This window comes from Empedobacter sp. GD03797 (assembly GCF_029842105.1).
Lineage (GTDB): Bacteria > Bacteroidota > Bacteroidia > Flavobacteriales > Weeksellaceae > Empedobacter > Empedobacter falsenii_C.
This window is the reverse complement of sequence record NZ_JAOCFS010000005.1, coordinates 54,957-76,220: the sequence shown is the minus strand read 5'-3', so window position 1 is coordinate 76,220 and position 21,264 is coordinate 54,957. Positions and strand designations below refer to the sequence as shown.

Sequence of the window (21,264 nt, the reverse complement as noted above, 5' to 3'; positions counted from 1 at the left end):
ATGATTCATAATAAAAGACCAGTAACACACAATACCAATGTGAAGATTGTAGAGTCTCCAGGTGGTTTTGAAGGTGAAGGTTTTATGGCGATGCAACTATCAAAAGTAGTTGGATTAGCGCGTAAAAACTCTATTTGGCCTTTACCATTTGCGACAAGTTGTTGCGGAATCGAGTTTATGGCGACTATGGGTTCGACATACGATTTGGCACGTTTTGGATCTGAACGTTTGGCTTTTACGCCTCGTCAGTGCGATTTGTTGATGGTAATGGGTACAATTTCTAAAAAAATGGCGCCAGTTCTGAAGCAAGTTTACATCCAAATGGCAGAACCTCGTTGGGTAATTGCTGTTGGAGCTTGTGCAAGTTCGGGAGGAATTTTTGATACATATTCGGTTTTACAAGGAATTGATGAGGTGATTCCGGTTGACGTTTATGTGCCAGGTTGTCCGCCTCGTCCAGAAGCAATTATCGATGGTGTAATGCGTATTCAGGAGTTGGTAGAGAGCGAAAGTGTTCGTCGTAGAAGTAGCGAAGAATATCAACAACTTTTAGCAAGTTATGGAATTAAATAAGTTGAAATAATGGACAATTCATTTATAAAAGACCGTTTGGTTCAGAAGTTTCAAGAAAATATATACGGATACGAAGAGCATTTCGGTGTATTGACTTTATATGCTAACAAAGATTTCAATCTAAAGATTTTACAATATTTATATGATGATGAGCAATTATCCTTCAAATTTTTGAAGGATTTAACAGCGATTCATTATCCTAATAATGTTGGAGAAGAATTGGTTGTAACCTATTTAGTTTATAATCTATACGAAGGAGTTGAGGTTCGATTAAAATTTGCTTTACCAATCGAAAAACCTTCGATTTTTACAGCAACTAAATTATTCGAAACAGCTAACTGGTTAGAGCGCGAAGCGTATGATTTCTATGGAGTTGATTTTGTAGGACATCCAAATTTGATTCGTGTCATGAATGTTCCAGAAATGGATTATCATCCATTACGCAAAGAGTTCCCATTAGAGGATCAAACACGTAAAGACAAAGACGACGATATGTTTGGTCGTGGTGGTGATTTCAATTATGGAGGTTTTAATGTAAAAGCAAATTAACCATGGGAAAAGAGAAAACTAAAAAATTAAAGCATCTTGATCTTCCAGATGGTTCGTTAGAAAAAAGCACAATTACCTTAAACTTAGGGCCTACGCATCCTGCAACACATGGGGTATTTCAAAATATTTTAGAGATTGATGGTGAAATCATCAAATCTGCGGTTCCTACAGTTGGGTATATTCACCGTGCTTTCGAGAAAATTGCTGAACGTAAACCTTTGTACCAAATTACACCTTTAACAGACCGTTTGAACTATTGTTCAGCGCCGTTAAATAACTTAGGTTGGCACATGACAGTTGAGAAATTCGTTGGAATTGAAGTTCCAAAACGTGTTTCTTATTTGCGTGTTATCATTATGGAATTGGCTCGTATGGCAGATCATATCGTATGTAATTCGATTATGGGTGTTGATACAGGAGCATTTACAGGATTCCTTTATATGATGAAATATCGTGAGTTGATTTATGAGATTTACGAAGAAATTTGTGGTTCTCGTTTAACAACAAATATTGGTCGTATCGGTGGTTTCGAACGTGATTTTTCTGAAGTTGCTTGGACAAAAATCCATCGTTTCGTGAGAGAGTTTCCAGATGTCTTAACAGAGTTTGAAAATTTATTTTTACGTAACCGTATTTTTATGGATCGTACACAAGGAGTTGGAGGAATTTCGGCTGAGCGTGCATTAAATTATGGTTTCACAGGACCAAATTTACGTGCAGCTGGTGTAGATTATGATGTCCGTGTAGCGAAACCATATTCTCGTTACGAAGAATTCGAATTCGATATTCCAGTTGGTACAACGGGGGATTGTTACGATAGATTCTTAGTTCGTGGTCAAGAAATGTGGCAAAGTTTAAGCATCATCAAACAAGCAATTGCAAAGATTGATGCATTAGAAGGAGAAGAAGCTACGCAATATCATGCCGATGCTCCAGACTTCTATTTACCACTAAAGAAAGATGTTTACACAAAAATGGAAGCGTTAATCTATCACTTCAAAATTATTATGGGAGAGGTAGATATGCCAAAAGGAGAAATTTATAATTCAATAGAAGCCGCAAATGGTGAGTTGGGTTATTATTTCGTTTCTGATGGTGGACGTTCGCCATACCGTTTACATTTCCGTAGACCTTGTTTCATTTATTATCAAGCTTATCCAGAATTGATCGAAGGATCAATGATTTCAGATGCCATTATTACAATGAGTAGTTTGAATTTGATTGCTGGAGAATTAGATGCTTAATAAAAATTATTAAAAATGGCAATTCAATTTTCAGAAGAGACACAACAAAAAGTAGATAAAATCATTGCACGTTATCCAGAGGATAAAAAACAAAGTGCATTGATTCCTTTGCTTCATGCGGCACAAGCTGAGTTTGGTGGTTGGTTAGACACACCTCATTTAGATTATGTTGCAGAAGTATTGAATATTTTACCAGTAGAAGTTTACGAAGTAGCTTCATTTTATTCGATGTTTAACTTAAATCCTGTAGGGAAATTTGTGTTAGAAGTTTGTCAAACAGGACCTTGTATGTTAAGAGGTTCAGACAAAATTATCGAGCACATCAAAACAAAATTAAATATCGAGGCTGGTGGAACTTCGGCAGATGGTTTATTTACATTAAAACCAGCTGAATGTTTAGGAGCATGTGGTTACGCGCCAATGCTACAGTTAGGAAAAACCTATCGTGAGAATTTAACGATCGAGAAAGTAGACGAATTAATAGAGGAATTGAAAAAATTAGCATAATGGGACAAAAATTACTGTTAAAAAATATTGATGTTCCAGGTATTCGTCATTACCAAGCTTATCGCGAAAACGGAGGTTATGCAAATGCTGAAAAAGCATTTAAAATGACAACTGATGAAATCTTAGAAGAAGTAAAAACTTCTGGTTTAAGAGGTCGTGGTGGTGCAGGTTTCCCAACTGGAATGAAATGGAGCTTTTTGGCAAAGCCAGAAGGTGTTCCAAGACACTTAGTGGTAAATGCAGACGAATCTGAACCAGGAACGTTCAAAGACCGTTTCTTGATGGAATATATTCCTCATTTATTAATAGAAGGAGTTTTGATTTCATCATTTTGTTTAGGTTCTAATACATCATTTATTTATATCCGTGGAGAATATGCGTGGGTTGCAGAAATTTTAGAAGAAGCAATCGACGAAGCAAAAGCTGCAGGTTGGTTAGGAAAAAACATTCAAGGAACAGGTTTCGATTGCGAAATTTATGTTCAACGTGGGGGTGGAGCTTATATCTGTGGTGAGGAAACGGCATTGTTAGAATCGTTAGAAGGTAAACGTGGAAATCCACGTCTAAAACCACCTTTCCCAGCTGTTAAAGGTTTATGGGGAAGACCAACGGTTGTAAATAATGTGGAAACAATTGCAGCAATTGTTCCAATTATTGAGATTGGAGGTGAAGCATATTCTAAAATTGGAGTTGGGCGTTCTACAGGAACAAAATTAATTTCAGCTTGTGGTAATATTAATAAACCAGGCGTTTATGAAATTGATATGACCATTACGGTTGAAGAATTTATTTATTCAGATGAATATTGTGGAGGAATTCCAAATGGAAAACGTCTTAAAGCATGTATTCCTGGAGGAAGCTCTGTGCCAATTGTTCCAGCAAACTTATTGTTAAAAACTGCTGAAGGTAAACCTCGTTACATGAATTACGAAAGTTTATCAGAAGGAGGTTTCCAAACAGGAACAATGATGGGTTCTGGAGGATTTATCGTGTTAGATGAAGATCAAGACGTTGTTTATCATACCTATACATTAGCTCGTTTCTATCGTCATGAATCGTGTGGACAATGTTCACCATGTCGCGAGGGAACTGGTTGGATGGAGAAAATCTTGAAACGAATCGATGAAGGAAAAGGAAAAATGTCTGACATCGAATTGTTATGGGATGTACAACGTAAAATCGAAGGAAATACAATTTGTCCATTAGGAGATGCAGCGGCTTGGCCAGTTGCAGCGGCAATTCGTCACTTCCGTGACGAGTTTGAATGGCATATTAATAATCCAGAAGAATGTTTGACGCGTAATTTTGGTTTAGCTCATTATGCTGATCCAATTGAAATTAAAGAAACCGCAAATTAATACGAAGATGGCAGAAGAAACACCATTATTTAAAGTTACCATCGATAACGAAACGATTGAAGTACCTGCGGGAACAACGATCCTTCAAGCCGCTCGTATGATTGGTAAAGAAGTAGCACCTCCAGCGATGTGTTACTACGGTAAATTAGAAAATACAGGAGGAAACTGTAGAACGTGTTTGGTAGAAGTATCAAAAGGTAGTGAAGCAGATCCTCGTCCAATGCCAAAATTGGTTCCGTCTTGTCGTACAACAGTTATGGACGGAATGGTTGTAGGCAATAAAACGTCTGAACGTACAGTTGAGGCACGTAAGGGTATTGTTGAATTATTATTAATCAATCACCCTTTAGATTGTCCGGTATGTGATCAGGCAGGAGAATGTAAGTTACAAGATTTAAGTTACGAGCACGGAGCAGAAGCAACGCGTTACGAATTTGATCGTCGTACGTTCCCAAAAGAAGATTTAGGTCCAAATATTCAGTTGAACATGAACCGATGCATTTTGTGTTATCGTTGTGTAAAAACTGCGGATCAAATCACAGGTTGTCGTGAGCATGGTGTAATGAATCGTGGAGATCATGCTGAAATTTCAACGCATATCAACAAAAGTTTAGATAATGAATTCATCGGAAATATTATTGATGTTTGTCCAGTAGGTGCATTAACGGATAAAACATTCCGTTTCAAAAATCGTGTTTGGTTCTTGAAACCAGTTGATGCTCATCGCGATTGTCCTACTTGTTCTGGTAAAGCACAAGTTTGGTTCCGTGGAAATGAAGTTTTCCGTGTAACAGCTCGCAAAGATGAATTTAACGAAGTAAAAGATTGGATTTGTAACACATGTCGTTTCGATAAAAAAGATATCAACGATTGGACGTTAGAAAAACCATCAGAAATCTCTAAAGATTCTGTTGTTCGTCAAGGTCATTACTTTGAGAATAAAGTGGAGCCAAAAGAAACACTTCCGAAAGTGATCAAACGTGATCCAAAAATTTTATTAGATATTCACTCGGTTTCAGAAGTAAATGAACCAAATCGTGATTTATCTAAAATTGATGGACCAGCAACAAGTAAAGATTTTAAAGATTAATCATTCGTAAATAAAATTAACAAAATGACAGAAGAATTTATTGCTGATGCATTAGAAAAGTTAGCTTTAGTAGGCGTAATGATTGGTTTTGCATTAGTTGTTGCCATGTACTCTACTTGGGCTGAACGTAAAGTTGCAGCATTCTTACAAGATCGTATTGGTCCAAACCGTGCAGGTATTTTTGGTTTATTACAACCACTTGCCGATGGTTTAAAATTATTCTCGAAAGAGGAAATTACACCAAAAGATTCGAATAAATTTTTATTCATCTTAGGTCCATCTTTGGCAATGATTGTAGCTTGTATGACAGGTGCAGTTATTCCATGGTCGACAGCTTTCGAGATTGGAGATCGAGTTGTTGTTCCTCAAATTGCAGATGTTAACATCGGATTTTTATACATTTTAGGTGTATTAAGTTTAGGTGTTTATGGAATTATGATCGGTGCTTGGGCATCGAACAACAAATACTCTTTAATGGGAGGTTTGCGTGCAGCTTCGCAGATTATTTCGTACGAATTACCAATGGGAATCGTGTTAATCACAATTTTGATGATGACAGGTTCTTTAAAATTGAGTGATATTGTACATTATCAACAAGAGCATGCGTGGTTTATCTTATTACAACCATTAGGATTTATTATTTTCTTGGTGTGTTCGTTCGCAGAAACTAATCGTACTCCGTTCGATTTACCAGAAGCAGAAAATGAGTTAATTGGAGGTTATCACTCAGAATATTCTTCGATGAAGATGGGATTCTTCTTATTCGCAGAATACATCAACATGTTTATCAGTTCTGTGGTAATTTCTACCTTATATTTTGGTGGATACGATATCCCATTTGTAGACGATGCAACATTAGTAAACTCTATCGGAGTGAATGGAACGGCAATTCTTAATTTCCTTTCATTATTCGGTAAAGCTTGTTTCTTCATCTTCTTCTATATGTGGGTGCGTTGGACGATTCCTCGTTTCAGATATGACCAATTAATGGATTTAGGTTGGAAAAAATTATTGCCTTTAGCATTAATCAATATGTTAATTACAGGCTTAGTGATTTTATTATTAAACAAGTAGAATCATCAAAATCATTAAAAGTATGAAACCAATTACAAATAGAGTAAAACAAGTAGAACGTAAACCCCTTACTTTTTGGGAAAGTATCTATTTGATTTCTATCGCAAAAGGGTTGATGATTACATTGAAGCACTTCTTTTCGAAGAAAGCAACAATTAGTTATCCAGAAAAACAAAGACCGTTTAGTCCTGTATTTAGAGGATTACACGTTTTGAATAGAGACGAAGAAGATCGCGAAAATTGTACAGCTTGTGGACTTTGTGCTTTGGCTTGTCCAGCAGAAGCGATTACAATGGAAGCGGCAGAAAGACTTCCTGGCGAAGAAAATCTTTACCGCGAAGAAAAATATGCAGCGAAATATGAAATTAACATGTTACGTTGTATTTTCTGTGGATTCTGTGAAGAAGCTTGTCCAAAAGATGCTGTTTATTTATCGCAAACAGTTCCACCAGCAAGTTTCAAACGTCAAAACTTTATCTATTCGAAAGAAGATTTATTAATCCCGAAAAAAGCTACAAATTAATGGAATTACCTATCATTTTATTCTATGTTTTGTCGAGCTTAACGGTGTTAAGTGCGCTACTAATGGTGTTCAGTAAAAATCCTGTACATTCCATTTTATATTTAATCGTAACATTCTTCTGCATCAGCGGACATTATGTATTGCTAAACGCACAGTTTTTGGCAATTGTAAATGTCATTGTCTATGCCGGAGCAATTATGGTATTGTTCTTATTCGTGGTGATGTTGATGAACTTGAATAGTGAAAAGAAATCATTTGGTCGACCAGCAAAAATATTAGCAGCGAGTTTAATCTCTTTGTTATTTGTTGCCTTGACAATTGGTATTTTCTCACAAAATCAAGCTTCTGCAAACACAGCTGTAGAAATGGGAACAGGTGATTTAGGATTGATTCACAACTTAGGATCATTGTTATATTCAGAATATGTTTTACCATTCGAGTTGAGCAGTATTTTGTTTATTTCTGCAATGATTGGAGCGGTGATGTTATCGAAAAAGGACGAAGAATTATTGGATTAAATATAAAAAGTAAAAGATGTTACCAATCAGTTATTATATTACTTTATCATTAATCCTATTCGGAATAGGAATGGCAGGTGTTATGCTACGTCGTAACGCAATTGTCATTTTTATGTGTATAGAATTGATGTTAAATTCTGTGAATTTGTTGTTAGTAGCGTTCTCAAAAATGCACTATCATGCAAATCCAGCATTAGAAAAAGGAACAGATGCACAACTTTTAGTATTCTTTATTATGGTTGTAGCCGCGGCTGAGGTTGCTGTAGGATTATCAGTGATAATTTTATTGTTCCGCAAAGTATACTCGGTAGATATTAATGTGTTAAATCGTTTAAAAGGTTAAGAATGGAGCAGTATATATGGTTAATTCCTTTGATTCCATTCATAGGATTTTTGATTAACGGTTTAGGACGAAATGTACTTTCAAAAAGCTTAGTTACTTTCATCGGAAGTGGAGCAGTTTTAGCAAGTTTCATTTTATCAATCATGGTTTTTATGTCAGTTCCATCAGGAGCAGATGCACAACCATTAATTTTTAAGGCATTTGATATTATCAATATTCCAACTTTACAAGTTCCGTTTGCATTTCAAATTGATGCATTAACGAGTTTGTTCTTGTTAATTATTACAGGAGTTGGATTTTTAATTCACGTGTACAGCTCGGCTTACATGAGCGAAGACAAAGGATTTGCAAAATTCTTTTCTTACCTAAATTTATTCATCTTCTTCATGTTGATTCTTGTGATGGGAAACAATTTCGTAATGATGTTTATTGGATGGGAAGGAGTTGGACTTTGTTCATTCTTATTAATTGGTTTTTGGTTTACAAATCCAGAATATATCAAAGCAGCAAAGAAAGCTTTCATCATGAACCGTATTGGAGATGTTGGATTCTTATTGGCAATGTTTTGGATTTTCAAAGAATTTGGAACGTTAGAATATGTAAAAGTATTCAGCCAATTAGCAATTGATCCATCTGCATTTACAGGTTTTGTATTAACAGGAATCACATTATTGTTATTCTTAGCAGCAACAGGTAAATCGGCTCAATTACCATTATTTACTTGGTTACCAGACGCGATGGCAGGACCAACGCCAGTTTCAGCACTTATTCACGCTGCAACAATGGTAACGGCAGGTATCTTTATGATTACACGTTGCAACGAATTATTTTCGGCAGCGCCAATCACATTACAAGTTATTCAGTACGTAGGAATTGCAACAGCTTTTGTTACTGCAACGATTGCAATGCGTCAAAACGATATCAAAAAAGTATTGGCTTATTCTACAGTTTCTCAATTAGGATTAATGTTCGCAGCAATTGGATCTGGAGCGTATATCGCAGCAGTTTTCCACGTAATGACGCATGCATTTTTCAAAGCATTATTATTCTTAGGGGCAGGTTCTGTAATTCACGGAATGCACCACGAGCAAGATATGCGCAAAATGGGAGGTTTGAGCAAATACATGAAAATTACACATATCACTTTCTTGATTGGATGTTTGGCAATCGCTGGTATTCCAGGTTTATCAGGTTTCTTCTCGAAAGACGAAATGTTATTAGGAATGTTTGTTTCTAATCCAGTTGTTTACGGAATCGGATTTATCGTTTCTGTGATGACAGCATTCTATATGTTCCGTTTATATGCAATGACTTTCTTAGGAGATTTAAGAGATAAAGAAGCTCATCCGCATGAAAGTCCAGCTGCAATGACAATTCCATTAATCATCTTAGCAGTTCTTTCTGTTTTTGCAGGTTATATCGGAATTCCAGCGTTGTTTATGCAAGACGGACATAAACTTCAAACTTTCTTAAGTGGAGTTGTATCAATCGGAGAAGCTCATCATGTTTCTCATGCAACAGAATGGATGATGATGGGAGCTTTATTACTTTGTGTACTTGGTGCAATTTATTATGCAATCAAGAAATACACAAACCATGTAGATGGTGAAGCAACAGGAATTGCAAAATTCTTTGAAGACAAATGGTACATCGACGAGTTATATGACAATGCAATTGTAAAACCATTGTTCGAGTTGGGTGATGTCTTGAAAAAATATGTAGAAAAAGCAGGAATTGCAGCTTTTGTTTTAGGAGTTGGAACTGTTTCTGGTCGCGCATCAAAAAATGTACGTCAGCTACAAAACGGAAATGTAGGATTCTATATTATGCTAATGGTTGTAGGAATCGTGGCAGGTATCGCAATCTTTTTTATGGGGTATTTAATTTCAAAATAGGTTAGTAATGCTTTTATCTTTATTTATCATTTTACCATTAATAGTAGGAGTTTTTATGCTATTAATGCAAGGTCAAAAACCACAAAGATGGTTAGGAGCATTCGTTGGTGGAGCGTTGTTGGCGTTGTACTTGTTTATCACTTGCAAAGGTGGAAACAACGAGTTAACGTTTCAAACACAATGGTTCAATTTCAACAGCGTTAAAACTTATTTCGCGTTAAATGCTCAAGGTTTGGGAGGATTAATGATTCTATTAACTAACCTTACTTACTTAGCTCTTTTTGTTTATTTATCAACAACAAAACAAAAATATAGCAATACATTCTATGGATTATTGTTAATCACTTTAGCAGGATTAAACGGAGTTTTCTTAGCAGAAGATTTAATTTTATTCTATTTCTTCTGGGAAGTTGTCTTAATTCCAGTTTATTTCTTAATCGGATTATTTGGAATTGGAAAAGACAAAATTCGCGCAAATATGACATTCTTCTTATATACGATTTTAGGATCGATGTTTATGTTAGGAGGAATTATTTACATCGGATTTTTCTTACAACCAGCATCATTTTTATTAACAGATGTTGTACAAGTTACAGGACCGCATTATTCAACAAACACAGCGTTGGCATTGTTATTCTTAATCGCTTTTGTGATTAAAATTCCAATCTTTCCATTTCATACATGGCAACCAACAATCTATAAAACATCACCAACTCCATTAACAGTTGTACTTTCAGCTTTGATGGCGAAAATGGGATTATTTGCAGTGGTTACTTGGTATTTGGGAATGTTTCCAACGATTTCAGAATTGTTCAAATACATTACTTATTTAGCAATTTTCGGATTAGTTTATGCCTCGTTAATAGCTTTGAGTGCAAAAAATGTGAAGAAAATTATTGCATATAGCTCGATTGCTCACTTAGCTTTAATTTTTGTGTCATTATTTTCTGAATTAGCAAATGGTGTAGCAGGAGCTTATTTCCAAATGTTTTCACATGGTTTAGTTGTTTTAGGATTATGGTTATGTGTAGATATTATGGAAAGAAAATATGATTTGACAGACATCAAATCGATTGGTGGTTTAGCAAAAGTTGATCCAACATTATCTATCTTATTCATGATATTCGGTTTAGCAAACGTAGCATTACCATTGACAAGCTCATTCATCGGAGAGTTTATGATGCTTTCTGCATTATTTACACACAATCCAGTTTTATGTGTAGTAGCTTGTTTAGGTGTTATTTTATCTGCCGTTTATACGTTGAGATTATCAAGCGCATTATTGTTTGGAGAAGTGAAAAACATCAAACAAAAAGATGCTCAAAAAGGAGGTTTTGGACCAATTGCAGTTATTTCTGTAATCGCAATCATCGTGATTATTTTAGGAGTTTATCCAACACCAATTTTTAATTTATTAGCACATTAATCATTTTTGAATAAATAGATATGAATACGATTATTTTATCAGCACTTTCAGGTATTATTTTGATGTTTAGTGGATTCTACATCAAAAATAATCGTGCCTTAAATATACTTTCTGTTGTTCTGTTTTTCGGAATGATTGTAGGAGGAATTTTCGACTTGAAAGGTTGCTCAATGTTCGCAGGAAAATTCGATAATATGATTGGACAATCGCTTTACGGCGTTTCGTTCTTTATCGCATTGGCAGGATTGGCAATTTTTTACTTATTGTTGAACAAAGATTCGTTTGGAAAAGTAGGAAAACATGTGGCAGAATATTATGCCTTAATTTTCTTCTCTTTTACAGGAATCGCAGTTTTAGCACAATTCCACAACTTAGTAATTATGTTCTTAGGAATCGAATTAATGTCAATTCCAATGTACATTATTGCAGGAACAAACAAAGAAAGTCTTAGAAGTACAGAAGCTTCTGTAAAATATTTCTTGATGGGAGCTTTCTCAACAGGAATTTTGATGTTAGGTGTAACATTTTTGTACGGCGCAACAGGAACTTTTATGGTTGATCAATTGGTAAACTATAACAAAGATTTCGAAACAATTTATTACGCAGGATGGTGTTTAATCATCTTCGCATTTTGTTTCAAAGTTTCTGCAGCACCGTTCCACGCATGGACACCAGACGTTTACGACGGAACACCAACTGTGTTTACATCGTTTATGTCGACAATCATCAAAGGAGGATCATTTTTAGGATTTATTTTAGTCCTAAAATCATTCCCAACAAATGTAGAATATGCCGAATATTACCGTTTATTATTCGCGTCAATTATCATTTTGACGTTATTTATCGGAAACTTCGGAGCAGTTTCTCAAAAATCTGTCAAACGTTTGATGGCTTATTCTTCAATCGCGCAAGCAGGTTTCATGTTATTTGTTTTGTTCAACATCAATTCAGCTTCTAAAGAGGCTTTGATGTTCTATACGATTGCTTATTCGGTTGCGAATTTCATTATTTTCTATACGATTGATCAATTCAAAAATCCAAAATTTGAAAGTTTCATTGGTTTAGGAAAAGCAAATCCAGTTTTGGCTGCAGCGATGACAATTTCTTTGATTTCGTTAGCAGGTATTCCATTAACAGGAGGTTTCTTCGCGAAATTTATGGCATTGAGTATTGGAGGAACAAACGATAAAAACCTATTTTTGATTGTAATTGCATTGGTAATGGCAGTTTTGAGTATGTATTATTACTTCAAAATTATCAACTACATGTATTTCAAAAAAGGAAAAAACAAATTAAGAACACAAGATGGATTAACGAATTTCCTTTTAATCATCGGAATGGTTATCTTAATTGTGATGGGAATTTTTCCAGGAATATTATCTTCATTTTTGCAAACGCCAATGTGGTAATTGTAGAATGATTATTATATAGTTTTTTATTATTTATTATTTAAAAGCTCGTGTCAAGTACTTGACACGAGCTTTTTTAGTATATTAACATTCTAAAATGTTCAACTAATTTTATGAAGATAACTTTATCGATTATAGTATTTTGTTTGCATTCAATATTATTCTCTCAACAAATTGAAGAATTAAATCGAATATTGAAAATTGATTCATTGAAATTGCATGAAAATGAAATTAGAATTTATAAAAAATACGCTACATCAACTGCTTTAGAAATGTTTCGTCTTTATAATGTTAAAGATGATTATTGGAAGGCAGAATTGTATCAAACAAAAGCAGGAACAATTAATAATGTAACTAAAATTAGAATTGTTAAAGAGAAATTAAACTCTTTGAGTAATCTTGAATTAATTTGGTTTAAAATTTTAGATACAGATATTTTATACTTGCCAGATTTTGATAAAATAAGCTATAAACTTAAAAATAAATCGAATCAATATTCTATAGAAGAAGGAAATATCGTAAACACGACTAAGAAAACATCGATTCTTGATGGAGTAAGTTATTACATTTTGATTAATAGTAACAAGAAGAAAAATACGATTCATTATTTGAATCCAGAAAACTATCTCGAATATTATCCAAATGTTGATGAATTAATATCGGTAAAAGAATTATTAGACTTGATAAGATTAGAGTTTGGTTGTTTAAAGTAATCAAAAGCTTGAAACAAAACTGACTTGTTTCAAGCTTTTTCGTATTTTTGAGAGATTAAAGTTTAATGATTAGTTAGAAATGAGAAAATTTACTTTACTAATTTGTCTTTGTTTGGTACAATTTGCTTTTGCGCAACGCAAAGGATATTGGCAACAAAAGGTAGATTATAAGATTGATGTTGATATGAAAGAAAAAGCATATCAATACGATGGAAAAATGCAATTGAAATACACGAACAATTCAGGACAAAGCCTGAATAAAGTTTATTTTCATTTGTATTTTAATGCTTTTCAACCAGGAAGTATGATGGATAATCGTTTGCAGAATATTCCAGATCCTGATAAACGAATGGCAACGAATGTCGGAACAAAAGAAAATCCAAAATATGTTAGCCGTATTTCTGAATTAAAACCAGATCAAATCGGTTATCAAAAAGTGACTTCTCTTAAGCAAGACGGTAAAGCTGTTTCGTATAAAGTTGATGGAACAATCTTAGAAGTTACGTTAGCAAAACCAATTGCAGAAGGACAAACTTCTACTTTCGATATGATTTGGAATGCGCAAGTTCCTGAACAAATTCGTCGTTCTGGACGTAATTCGAAAGATGGTGTAGAATTTTCTATGGCGCAATGGTATCCAAAAATGGCAGAATTCGATCCAGAAGGTTGGCATTTAGATGAATATGTTGGTCGCGAATTTTTTGCTCCTTTTGGTAATTTTGATGTCACAATTAACATCGATAAAGATTATGTTGTGGGAGCATCAGGAGAATTACAAAATCCAAATAATGTAAAAGGTTATGTGAAAAATCCGACAATCAAAGCAAAAAATGGTAAAGTAGCTTGGAATTTCAAAGCTGAAAATATTCACGATTTTGTTTGGGCTGCAGATAAAGAGTTTATTGTGGAGCACGAAAAATCTAAACATGGCGTAGATGTTTATTTAGTTTATCAAGACAATGATAAATCTTCTGCGTGGAGACAAGCGATGCCTTATGCATTAGGTTTCTTCGATTATAATTCTGAACATTTTGGTGAATATCCTTGGAAAACGTATTCAATTATTCAAGGTGGTGATGGAGGTATGGAATATGGTACTGCAACTTTAATTGCTGGAGGAAGTAATTTAAATAGTTTAATCGGTACAATTTTCCACGAAGCAGCGCACTCTTGGTACCAACAATTGTTTGGTATCAATGAAACGTACAACGAATGGTTCGACGAAGGTTTTACATCATATATAGAGCAAATGGCACACCTTAATGTGGTAGATAAATTAAAAGTAATGCCTTCTAATCCAAATCCAGATGCTTACAAAGGATATATTAGTTTAGCACTTTCTGGAAAAGAAGAACCTGCGAGTTTATTGGCAGATTATTACAACACCAACTATGCATATTCTTTGGAAGCTTACTACAAAGGTCAAGTTTTAGCAATTCAATTGGGTTATATTATTGGGAATGATAATTTGAACAAAACATTTTTAGAATTCTATAAACAATGGAAATTCAAACATCCTTCTGGTAACGATTTCAAACGTGTGGCAGAAGAAGTTTCTGGAATTAATCTTAAATGGTACTTCAACTTATTTATCAATACAACACGCAAAATTGATTACGCTGTAGAAGCTGTAAACGGAAATACAATCACAATTGCAAATAAATCAGATTTTGCAATGCCGATAGATTTATTGGTTGAATATACAGATGGTTCGAAAGAATTATTTTACATTCCTTTACGTGAAATGCGTGGAGAAAAACCAGCAGAAAATTTAGTGGAATATCAAGGTGCTAAAAGAACGATTTTAGAAGATTGGTTCTGGACAAAACCAACATATGACGTTAAAGTTTCAAAAGAAGTTAAACAAGTTACCATCGATCCAACAAAACGTTTGGCAGATGTAAATGATAAAAATAACGTATTTACAAAATAATGTTATTAGCAGTAAATATTGGAAATACTAATCTTCGTTTCGCGGTTTTCAAAAGTGAAACGGAGATTATTACATGGACAATCAATTCAAAACCTTATCGTACCGAATACGAATTTTTTGCAAAATTCTCGAACATGTACGAACCTTTCGGAATTGAGAAAGATGATATTACAGATATTGTGATTGGTTCGGTTGTTCCACCACTTACAGCAAGTGTTAAGATTGCTTTACAAAAAATTCACAAGTTCAAACCAATGGTTGTGGATCGTAATACACCATCAGCAATCAAGCATAAGTCAAACCAAATTGGAACAGATTTATATGCGAATGCGGTAGCTGCACATTATCAAAATTATCAAGGTAAAAAAATTGTCATTGATTTTGGAACTGCGTTAACTTTTTTAGGGATTGACGAATCGGCAAATGTCGGTGGAGTAGTGATTGCTCCTGGAATTATAACTGCCTTAAATTCATTGGTAGGAGAAACGGCTCAATTACCAACAGTAGAACTGAAAGCGCCTAAAACTGTTTTAGGATCTGATACAGAATCTTGCATGCAATCAGGAATGGTTTATGGTTTTTTGAGTATGGTTGAAGGAATGATTGATCGTATCAATGCCGAAGAAGGAGAACAATGTTATGTGATTTCGACAGGAGGAGTTGGCGGTGTTTACAAATCGTTGACAGATAAAATTGATATTGATGATCGTTTACACACAATAAAAGGTCTTAAAATATTATACGAATTGAATAAAGATTCGTTTCAGAAATAATTTATTTTTGATAAATATGATTAAAAAGCTCGCTAATTGCGAGCTTTTTTCGTTCTATATCAAATCATTTCAAAAAAAATGTTTAATTTTCTGTAACCTTTTTACAAACCTTGAGTCTATTAAGTAAGAAAGCAATTAACACACGTGAAATTATTTGTACTAAATCGAAAAAGTAAAGAAGAAATTTTAGTCGATCGACTAAAAAAGAACGATGCTTTGGCGCAAAAAGAACTCTACGAACAAAGCTCCAAAAAGATGTTGAGCGTTTGTAGAAGCTATATCGAAGACATGCATTATGCAGAAGATTGTATGATTAATGGTTTTTGTAAAGTTTTTAATCATATCGAAAAATTTCAAAATAAAGGAAGTTTCGAAGGTTGGATGCGTCGAATCATGGTCAACGAATGTTTAACTTTTTTACGTGCAAATAAAACATTGATTTATGTTGATGATGTAAGAGTTTCTAATTATGATGAAGCGGATGAAGAAGTAGAGGAAACGTGGTTAAATTTTAATGTGCAAGAGGTGTTAGATCAACTTTCAGAACCTTATCGATTGGTGTTTAATCTTCATATTCTCGAAGATTATTCGCATCAAGAAATTTCAGAAATGCTCAATATTTCGGTGTCGACCAGCAAAACGCAATTGTTTCGAGCAAAGGCAAAACTGAAAGAAATTGTTCTAAGTAAAAAGAAAATGACAAATGAAAAACAACGATAAAATATCAAACTATATAAAAGACGATTTAGAAAATCGTGAATTGAATCCTTCTCATGATGCGTGGGACAGAATTCAAGCTCGTATGGATGTCGCTCCATCACCACAAAAATCAAATTTTAAATGGTGGTTGTCTGCTGCGGTTGTGGCGTTATTTACGGTTTCTACATCAATTTATTTATTCTCGAATCAATCGAAAGATGATCAACCAAAAGAATTTGTAAATCATCAGGAACAAAATAATCCGCAACAAATTCAATCAGACTCTAATACAGTTCATTCTTCAGAATCGATTTTAGCGAATAATGAAAAGATTGATTCTTCTAAAAAAGAAGTTGAAATTCAGACACAAGAAGAGAAGAAACCAATTCAACATGGTAAAGTTCAAGTGGCAATAAACGAAGAATCTCAACAAGTTGAAATGGCTTTTCCAACGAAGAAAGAAGCTATTGTAGAGAAGAAAGAAGATTTAAAATCAGAAGCTCAACCAAAGAAAAATATTGCAGCTAACACAACATTAGATTCTGTAAAAGTGAACAAAAAGAATAAGAATTTTGTAGATCCAAATATGTTGTTGTATTCGATCGAAAATAAAGAAAATCTAAAGGAGTCAAACCAATCGCGCGTGGTTTCTATCGGCTTCAAATAAAACATTAATATCCCTAAATTAGCAAGATTATGATAAAAAAACTTATCGTAGCAGGATTATTATGCTTATCAGCTACATCACTATATGCTCAAAAATTTACATTTGATTTGAATGATAAAAATGAAGAAAAAATCAGTCCAATTGTAAAAGATCGCATCAGCGAATTTACGTTAGTGATTCGTCAAATTGTTCAGGAAGAAAAATCTGCAATGGAAAAGAAAATTGCGGCAGTTGACAAAGAATTAACAGAAGGAAAACTGAATGCTTCTGAGGCTACAGCGAAGAAAGAAGCGATTGCGAGCGTGTATTCGGGAACGATAAATGATCGTATTCAGGAGGTAAATTTCAATTTAGATGATATCATCAAACAACAAGTTGCATTTTCGATTATGAACGGCGAAGATCCAATTACGCCAAAAACGAAACAAGATGTGACGAAACGTTACCGAATTGCGAATCAAATTAATGGTTATGCTTCTTTTGGATACATGGCGTTTACAGGAAAAAAAGATGAGGAATTGAACAAACACGAGAAGTTTTCGAGCAACATTACAGTAGGTTTAATGTACGAAAGACAATTATCGTTAACAAGTCCTGTTAACTTTTTGGCAGGAGGATTATTTTCGTGGAGAACGTATCGCATCGACGATGATATGCGCTTTAATCGTGATGAAAATGGAAATGTTGGCTTGGTAAAAAGTGATAAATCGTTAGATAAATCGAAATTGCGTTCGGCCTATTTTATGGTTCCGGTTGGATTTAAATACAACTTTTCGAAAGTCAAAAATATTACCGATGATTTTGCATATCGTCCGCAAGGAAAACACTATATCGCAGCGTATATGTATGGAGGAACGTTGTTATCATCGAATAATATTTACAAAGGAGATGGTGTTCGCAACAAAGAACGTGGAAATTATAATGTGAATAATTTTATCTACGGAGCTGAAATAACAATTGGTTTAGGATTGATTGATGTTTTTGTAAGAAAAGATTTGAACAATTATTTTAAAGATAACACATTTGATAATCGTAAAATGATTCAGTTTGGCATAAATCTTGGATTATAACAATTATCTCAATCATAGTTTTAGTATTGAAATTTTATAACATAACATTTTTTTTAATATAATGAACCTCAGATTTATCTGAGGTTTCTTATTTGTAGAAAAATTTTCTAAACCTGTTCAAAAAAATTGTAAATTAGTACAAATCCAATGAGAGATGGTAAAATCTAAACTTAGTTGGCAAACACTTCTTCTCGTCATCATTTTTCTATTATTAATGATGGTTAACTTCACGTTTGTCAAAGCTTTTTGGTTTGGAGGAAATTTTTGGATAGACGAACCTTTTTTACGCATTGGCATTTTCATGATCTCTTTACTTGCTTCGATGTCAATTTTATATGATTTAACGTTTAATTTGACCTTATTTACGTTAAAAGAAGAAACGTTCGAAATCAGAACAATTTTCAAAAAAGATGAAATTCCATATCGAGCAATTTATTATTTGTACGAAGAAGAAGATATTTTTCGTTTGAATCGTAATCAAGTTTTAACCATTCAAACCAAAAAATCAAAGTTTAGATTACGCAGTTTTTTTGATTCAAATTACGATGAGGTAAAAACTAAATTGACCGAAAAAGCGCAGCAATATGTTAATTTATTGGCTTAATGAGTACCGAAAAATCAACGATAAAAGCTGATGTTGCGATAAGATGGACAATATTAATTGTGTTGTCTATATTTTGCTTTGTGAAAATTATTGGAGAAAGAAATAAATTTTCTTCAAAAGCTTTTGTATTCGTTACTCCTCCAAAATTAGATGAACAAGAAGATAGTTCATTTTATCAAGTTTATAATTATTGGAAAAATCCAATCTATAAATATGATTCAACAATTATAAAGGTGAATTATAATAAAGCTGCTGCGGTTCATTATGCTGAATTAATCCAAAAAATGCAGAAAAATAATATCGAAAAATCTGGAGTTAAATTCAAACTAAATGATAATAATACGTTTGCTGATTTGACGAATTTGTTGCAAATCATAGAAAATGAAAATCATAAAATTTTTACATTCGATTTTGAAAATGATTATTTATATGTTTTAAAATCTAATTCAGATTCTGATAAAATCAAAATGAGAGAAACTCAATTATAAATTAAAAAACGTCGCTCACAGAGTGACGTTTTTTAATTATTACTATTGTTTTTTAAGTAAATCAAAATGTTTTGTATTAGCACTAAAATTGCAAGAGATGTAAAAAACATAAAGCCAACATAAATGGCAACTTGCTTGTCTTGACCAATTTTTATGAAGATAAAATAAGCCAAAAGCGTTCCCATGATTTGCATCAAAACGGCGCGCCAAGCAATTTTTTTTACAACAGCAGCATCTTTGGTTCTAAATCCAGCAATTCCTTGATAAATTGTCGGAAATATCAACATAATAAATGCGATTATTTTTAGAGGTGTTTCCATTTAACAATAAATTTTTTCCCTTTATTTTTTCAAAGTTAAATAGAAACATCTTTATAGCCTAATTCCAAATAAAAGTTGCAACACTATTTGAGGGTAAATTTATTGGAGCAAACTTATTGTTATATTTAATATCAAATTTTTGATCAGTATTTGTTTCATTAAGAGCAATCAAAACTTTTTGCTTATTCGGTAATAAAAAAGCTACGGTGTTGATTGCTCCGAGATGAGAAGAGGCAATTCTTTTAGATCCTGCAGGAACAAATTTCGAAGCTTGAGCAACGATATAATACCCTACATTTTTTTCAATTTTTTTTCCATTTATTGTTAACCCTCCTTTACAAGTTGTACAACCACCTGGTGTGTGAGGTTTGAAATTCTGATCATTTGCCAAATTCCATTCAAAAGCTGCTTTACTCCAGTTATTTAATGATCCGATGATTACGTTTTTCATGTGCCATTTCAAATCATCTTCAAATTTTGTTGTAGTCGCAGTATATTGTTCTGTAAAGTATAAGTTTTTAGTTGGAAAAGCATCGTGTACTTTTGATAAAGCTGAGATATCACCTAAATACAAATGAAATGCAGATCCATCGATATAACGATTTGCTTTTTCGTCACTTAAAACAGTAATAGGATATTCTGGATGATCGCAATTGTGATCGTAAATAATAATTTTCGTTTTGATTGAATTATTCTCAAACGCTGGACCTAAATTATTTTTAATAAAATCAGCTTGCTCTAAAGCTGTCATTACTAAACTTGGCTCGTTACCTGGATGTTCTGGTTCGTTTTGGGGAGTGATAGCAAAAATATTAATTCCATTCCCTTGCATTGCTTTGATATATTTTACAAAGTATTGTGCATAAACTTCATAATATTCTTTCTTTAAACTTCCTCCAATTAATTTTTGATTAGTTTTCATCCAAGCAGGAGCAGACCAAGGTGTTGCAAAGATTTTAACTTTAGGATTAATGTCTTGGATATCTTTTAAAACATTAATTAATTCCTGGTCTTTTGCAATACTGAAATTTTTCAATTCAAGATCAGTTTTCCCTGCAGGCATATCATTGTAAGTGAAGGCAGTTTCGTTTAAGTCAGAAGCAGCAATACTAATACGTACAACATCCATTCCGATACCATCATTTCCTCTTCCAAAAAGTTCTTGAAGTAATGCTGCACGTTGATTTTTTTCTAATTTATTGATTAGTTCAGCACTACCACCAGTTAATGTAAAACCAAAACCATCAATATCTTGGTATTGCTTAGTTTCATCAATCACAATATTATTAGAAGTTGTAGATGATGACGAAAATTGAATTGGATTAGCTTGTTTTTTTAATAAAACTGATTGATCCGCTTTTGTTAACCAAGTTTCTATTGTCGAATTTTTAGAAGAAATATTAGTTTTTGTTGTAGAACATCCTATAAAAGAAAGTGCTAATATTCCTAATGCTATTGTTGATTTAATATTTTTCATTTCAAAATCGT

At 33.5% G+C, this 21,264-nt stretch carries 23 protein-coding genes; 21 read left to right on the top strand and 2 right to left on the bottom strand.

Annotated features, from left to right (window positions below):
- The 21 genes from N5D90_RS05910 to N5D90_RS05810 all read left to right on the top strand — a co-directional run bounded on the left by N5D90_RS05910 (nt 1) and on the right by N5D90_RS05810 (nt 19,456).
- The gene (locus tag N5D90_RS05910; RefSeq protein ID WP_038333376.1) at nt 1-573 is read left to right on the top strand and encodes an NADH-quinone oxidoreductase subunit B; all 573 of its coding nucleotides are present in this window, start codon (nt 1-3) and stop codon (nt 571-573) included.
- 9 nt (nt 574-582) lie between these two features.
- Complete coding sequence (locus N5D90_RS05905) at nt 583-1,122, top strand: NADH-quinone oxidoreductase subunit C (protein ID WP_038333373.1); 540 nt, start codon at nt 583-585, stop codon at nt 1,120-1,122.
- A gap of 2 nt (nt 1,123-1,124) precedes the next feature.
- Nucleotides 1,125-2,366 carry an NADH-quinone oxidoreductase subunit D gene (locus tag N5D90_RS05900; RefSeq protein WP_038333370.1) on the top strand — a complete coding sequence of 414 codons (1,242 nt, stop codon included), beginning with the start codon at nt 1,125-1,127 and terminating at the stop codon, nt 2,364-2,366.
- 15 nt (nt 2,367-2,381) lie between these two features.
- Complete coding sequence (locus tag N5D90_RS05895; RefSeq protein WP_280061886.1) at nt 2,382-2,873, top strand: NAD(P)H-dependent oxidoreductase subunit E; 492 nt, start codon at nt 2,382-2,384, stop codon at nt 2,871-2,873.
- Nucleotides 2,873-4,231, top strand: a complete 1,359-nt coding sequence (gene nuoF, locus N5D90_RS05890; RefSeq protein ID WP_038333361.1) for an NADH-quinone oxidoreductase subunit NuoF — start codon at nt 2,873-2,875, stop codon at nt 4,229-4,231. The genes N5D90_RS05895 and nuoF overlap by 1 nt, the downstream gene beginning before the upstream one ends.
- Nucleotides 4,232-4,238: 7 nt before the next feature.
- Nucleotides 4,239-5,321 (top strand): 2Fe-2S iron-sulfur cluster-binding protein, encoded by a 1,083-nt coding sequence (locus tag N5D90_RS05885; protein ID WP_038333449.1) that lies wholly within the window; start codon nt 4,239-4,241, stop codon nt 5,319-5,321.
- Between the two features lie 24 nt (nt 5,322-5,345).
- Nucleotides 5,346-6,395 carry an NADH-quinone oxidoreductase subunit NuoH gene (gene nuoH / locus N5D90_RS05880; RefSeq protein WP_038333358.1) on the top strand — a complete coding sequence of 350 codons (1,050 nt, stop codon included), beginning with the start codon at nt 5,346-5,348 and terminating at the stop codon, nt 6,393-6,395.
- 22 nt (nt 6,396-6,417) lie between these two features.
- The gene (gene nuoI, locus N5D90_RS05875) at nt 6,418-6,918 is read left to right on the top strand and encodes an NADH-quinone oxidoreductase subunit NuoI (protein ID WP_038333352.1); all 501 of its coding nucleotides are present in this window, start codon (nt 6,418-6,420) and stop codon (nt 6,916-6,918) included.
- Entirely contained in the window at nt 6,918-7,436 is a 519-nt protein-coding gene (locus N5D90_RS05870) for an NADH-quinone oxidoreductase subunit J (protein ID WP_038333350.1), read from the top strand. The genes nuoI and N5D90_RS05870 overlap by 1 nt, the downstream gene beginning before the upstream one ends.
- A gap of 16 nt (nt 7,437-7,452) precedes the next feature.
- A complete protein-coding gene (gene nuoK, locus N5D90_RS05865) occupies nt 7,453-7,779 on the top strand; it encodes an NADH-quinone oxidoreductase subunit NuoK (RefSeq protein WP_219034517.1) in 327 nt (108 codons plus the stop codon).
- A gap of 2 nt (nt 7,780-7,781) precedes the next feature.
- Nucleotides 7,782-9,674: an NADH-quinone oxidoreductase subunit L gene (gene nuoL / locus N5D90_RS05860; RefSeq protein WP_125348901.1), complete on the top strand. Its 1,893-nt coding sequence runs from the start codon at nt 7,782-7,784 to the stop codon at nt 9,672-9,674.
- Nucleotides 9,675-9,681: 7 nt separating this feature from the next.
- Entirely contained in the window at nt 9,682-11,100 is a 1,419-nt protein-coding gene (locus N5D90_RS05855) for a NuoM family protein (protein ID WP_125348902.1), read from the top strand.
- A 20-nt stretch (nt 11,101-11,120) separates the two neighbouring features.
- Nucleotides 11,121-12,509: an NADH-quinone oxidoreductase subunit N gene (locus N5D90_RS05850; RefSeq protein WP_280061885.1), complete on the top strand. Its 1,389-nt coding sequence runs from the start codon at nt 11,121-11,123 to the stop codon at nt 12,507-12,509.
- Between the two features lie 113 nt (nt 12,510-12,622).
- Entirely contained in the window at nt 12,623-13,222 is a 600-nt protein-coding gene (locus N5D90_RS05845) for a hypothetical protein (protein ID WP_280061884.1), read from the top strand.
- A gap of 79 nt (nt 13,223-13,301) precedes the next feature.
- Complete coding sequence (locus tag N5D90_RS05840; protein ID WP_280061883.1) at nt 13,302-15,155, top strand: M1 family metallopeptidase; 1,854 nt, start codon at nt 13,302-13,304, stop codon at nt 15,153-15,155.
- Nucleotides 15,155-15,928 (top strand): type III pantothenate kinase, encoded by a 774-nt coding sequence (locus tag N5D90_RS05835; protein ID WP_280061882.1) that lies wholly within the window; start codon nt 15,155-15,157, stop codon nt 15,926-15,928. The genes N5D90_RS05840 and N5D90_RS05835 overlap by 1 nt, the downstream gene beginning before the upstream one ends.
- 144 nt (nt 15,929-16,072) lie before the next feature.
- Nucleotides 16,073-16,648, top strand: coding sequence for an RNA polymerase sigma factor (locus N5D90_RS05830; RefSeq protein ID WP_115002302.1), 576 nt, complete (start codon nt 16,073-16,075; stop codon nt 16,646-16,648).
- Nucleotides 16,632-17,294 carry a hypothetical protein gene (locus N5D90_RS05825; RefSeq protein WP_115002304.1) on the top strand — a complete coding sequence of 221 codons (663 nt, stop codon included), beginning with the start codon at nt 16,632-16,634 and terminating at the stop codon, nt 17,292-17,294. Before N5D90_RS05830 ends, N5D90_RS05825 begins: the two co-directional genes overlap by 17 nt.
- Nucleotides 17,295-17,323: 29 nt before the next feature.
- Nucleotides 17,324-18,364, top strand: coding sequence for a PorT family protein (locus N5D90_RS05820; RefSeq protein WP_115002306.1), 1,041 nt, complete (start codon nt 17,324-17,326; stop codon nt 18,362-18,364).
- A 154-nt stretch (nt 18,365-18,518) separates the two neighbouring features.
- Nucleotides 18,519-18,968 carry a hypothetical protein gene (locus N5D90_RS05815; RefSeq protein ID WP_280061881.1) on the top strand — a complete coding sequence of 150 codons (450 nt, stop codon included), beginning with the start codon at nt 18,519-18,521 and terminating at the stop codon, nt 18,966-18,968.
- Nucleotides 18,968-19,456, top strand: coding sequence for a hypothetical protein (locus N5D90_RS05810; RefSeq protein ID WP_280061880.1), 489 nt, complete (start codon nt 18,968-18,970; stop codon nt 19,454-19,456). Before N5D90_RS05815 ends, N5D90_RS05810 begins: the two co-directional genes overlap by 1 nt.
- 32 nt (nt 19,457-19,488) lie before the next feature.
- Here the strand turns inward: N5D90_RS05810 and N5D90_RS05805 are convergent, their stop codons facing one another.
- Nucleotides 19,489-19,776, bottom strand: a complete 288-nt coding sequence (locus N5D90_RS05805; RefSeq protein ID WP_280061879.1) for a hypothetical protein — start codon at nt 19,774-19,776, stop codon at nt 19,489-19,491.
- A gap of 58 nt (nt 19,777-19,834) precedes the next feature.
- A complete protein-coding gene (locus tag N5D90_RS05800; protein WP_115002309.1) occupies nt 19,835-21,253 on the bottom strand; it encodes a glycoside hydrolase family 30 beta sandwich domain-containing protein in 1,419 nt (472 codons plus the stop codon).
- Nucleotides 21,254-21,264 lie beyond the last annotated feature (11 nt).

Coding starts and splice junctions, on each gene's coding strand:
- N5D90_RS05825 (WP_115002304.1), top strand. CDS start 16,632: ATGAAAAACAACGATAAAATATCAAACTATATAAAAGACGATTTAGAA.
- N5D90_RS05800 (WP_115002309.1), bottom strand. CDS start 21,253: ATGAAAAATATTAAATCAACAATAGCATTAGGAATATTAGCACTTTCT.
- N5D90_RS05815 (WP_280061881.1), top strand. CDS start 18,519: ATGGTAAAATCTAAACTTAGTTGGCAAACACTTCTTCTCGTCATCATT.
- nuoF (WP_038333361.1), top strand. CDS start 2,873: ATGGGACAAAAATTACTGTTAAAAAATATTGATGTTCCAGGTATTCGT.
- nuoH (WP_038333358.1), top strand. CDS start 5,346: ATGACAGAAGAATTTATTGCTGATGCATTAGAAAAGTTAGCTTTAGTA.
- N5D90_RS05835 (WP_280061882.1), top strand. CDS start 15,155: ATGTTATTAGCAGTAAATATTGGAAATACTAATCTTCGTTTCGCGGTT.
- N5D90_RS05895 (WP_280061886.1), top strand. CDS start 2,382: ATGGCAATTCAATTTTCAGAAGAGACACAACAAAAAGTAGATAAAATC.
- N5D90_RS05850 (WP_280061885.1), top strand. CDS start 11,121: ATGAATACGATTATTTTATCAGCACTTTCAGGTATTATTTTGATGTTT.
- N5D90_RS05905 (WP_038333373.1), top strand. CDS start 583: ATGGACAATTCATTTATAAAAGACCGTTTGGTTCAGAAGTTTCAAGAA.
- nuoL (WP_125348901.1), top strand. CDS start 7,782: ATGGAGCAGTATATATGGTTAATTCCTTTGATTCCATTCATAGGATTT.
- nuoI (WP_038333352.1), top strand. CDS start 6,418: ATGAAACCAATTACAAATAGAGTAAAACAAGTAGAACGTAAACCCCTT.
- N5D90_RS05845 (WP_280061884.1), top strand. CDS start 12,623: ATGAAGATAACTTTATCGATTATAGTATTTTGTTTGCATTCAATATTA.
- N5D90_RS05805 (WP_280061879.1), bottom strand. CDS start 19,776: ATGGAAACACCTCTAAAAATAATCGCATTTATTATGTTGATATTTCCG.
- N5D90_RS05840 (WP_280061883.1), top strand. CDS start 13,302: ATGAGAAAATTTACTTTACTAATTTGTCTTTGTTTGGTACAATTTGCT.
- N5D90_RS05885 (WP_038333449.1), top strand. CDS start 4,239: ATGGCAGAAGAAACACCATTATTTAAAGTTACCATCGATAACGAAACG.
- N5D90_RS05810 (WP_280061880.1), top strand. CDS start 18,968: ATGAGTACCGAAAAATCAACGATAAAAGCTGATGTTGCGATAAGATGG.
- N5D90_RS05855 (WP_125348902.1), top strand. CDS start 9,682: ATGCTTTTATCTTTATTTATCATTTTACCATTAATAGTAGGAGTTTTT.
- N5D90_RS05820 (WP_115002306.1), top strand. CDS start 17,324: ATGATAAAAAAACTTATCGTAGCAGGATTATTATGCTTATCAGCTACA.
- N5D90_RS05870 (WP_038333350.1), top strand. CDS start 6,918: ATGGAATTACCTATCATTTTATTCTATGTTTTGTCGAGCTTAACGGTG.
- nuoK (WP_219034517.1), top strand. CDS start 7,453: ATGTTACCAATCAGTTATTATATTACTTTATCATTAATCCTATTCGGA.
- N5D90_RS05900 (WP_038333370.1), top strand. CDS start 1,125: ATGGGAAAAGAGAAAACTAAAAAATTAAAGCATCTTGATCTTCCAGAT.
- N5D90_RS05910 (WP_038333376.1), top strand. CDS start 1: ATGATTCATAATAAAAGACCAGTAACACACAATACCAATGTGAAGATT.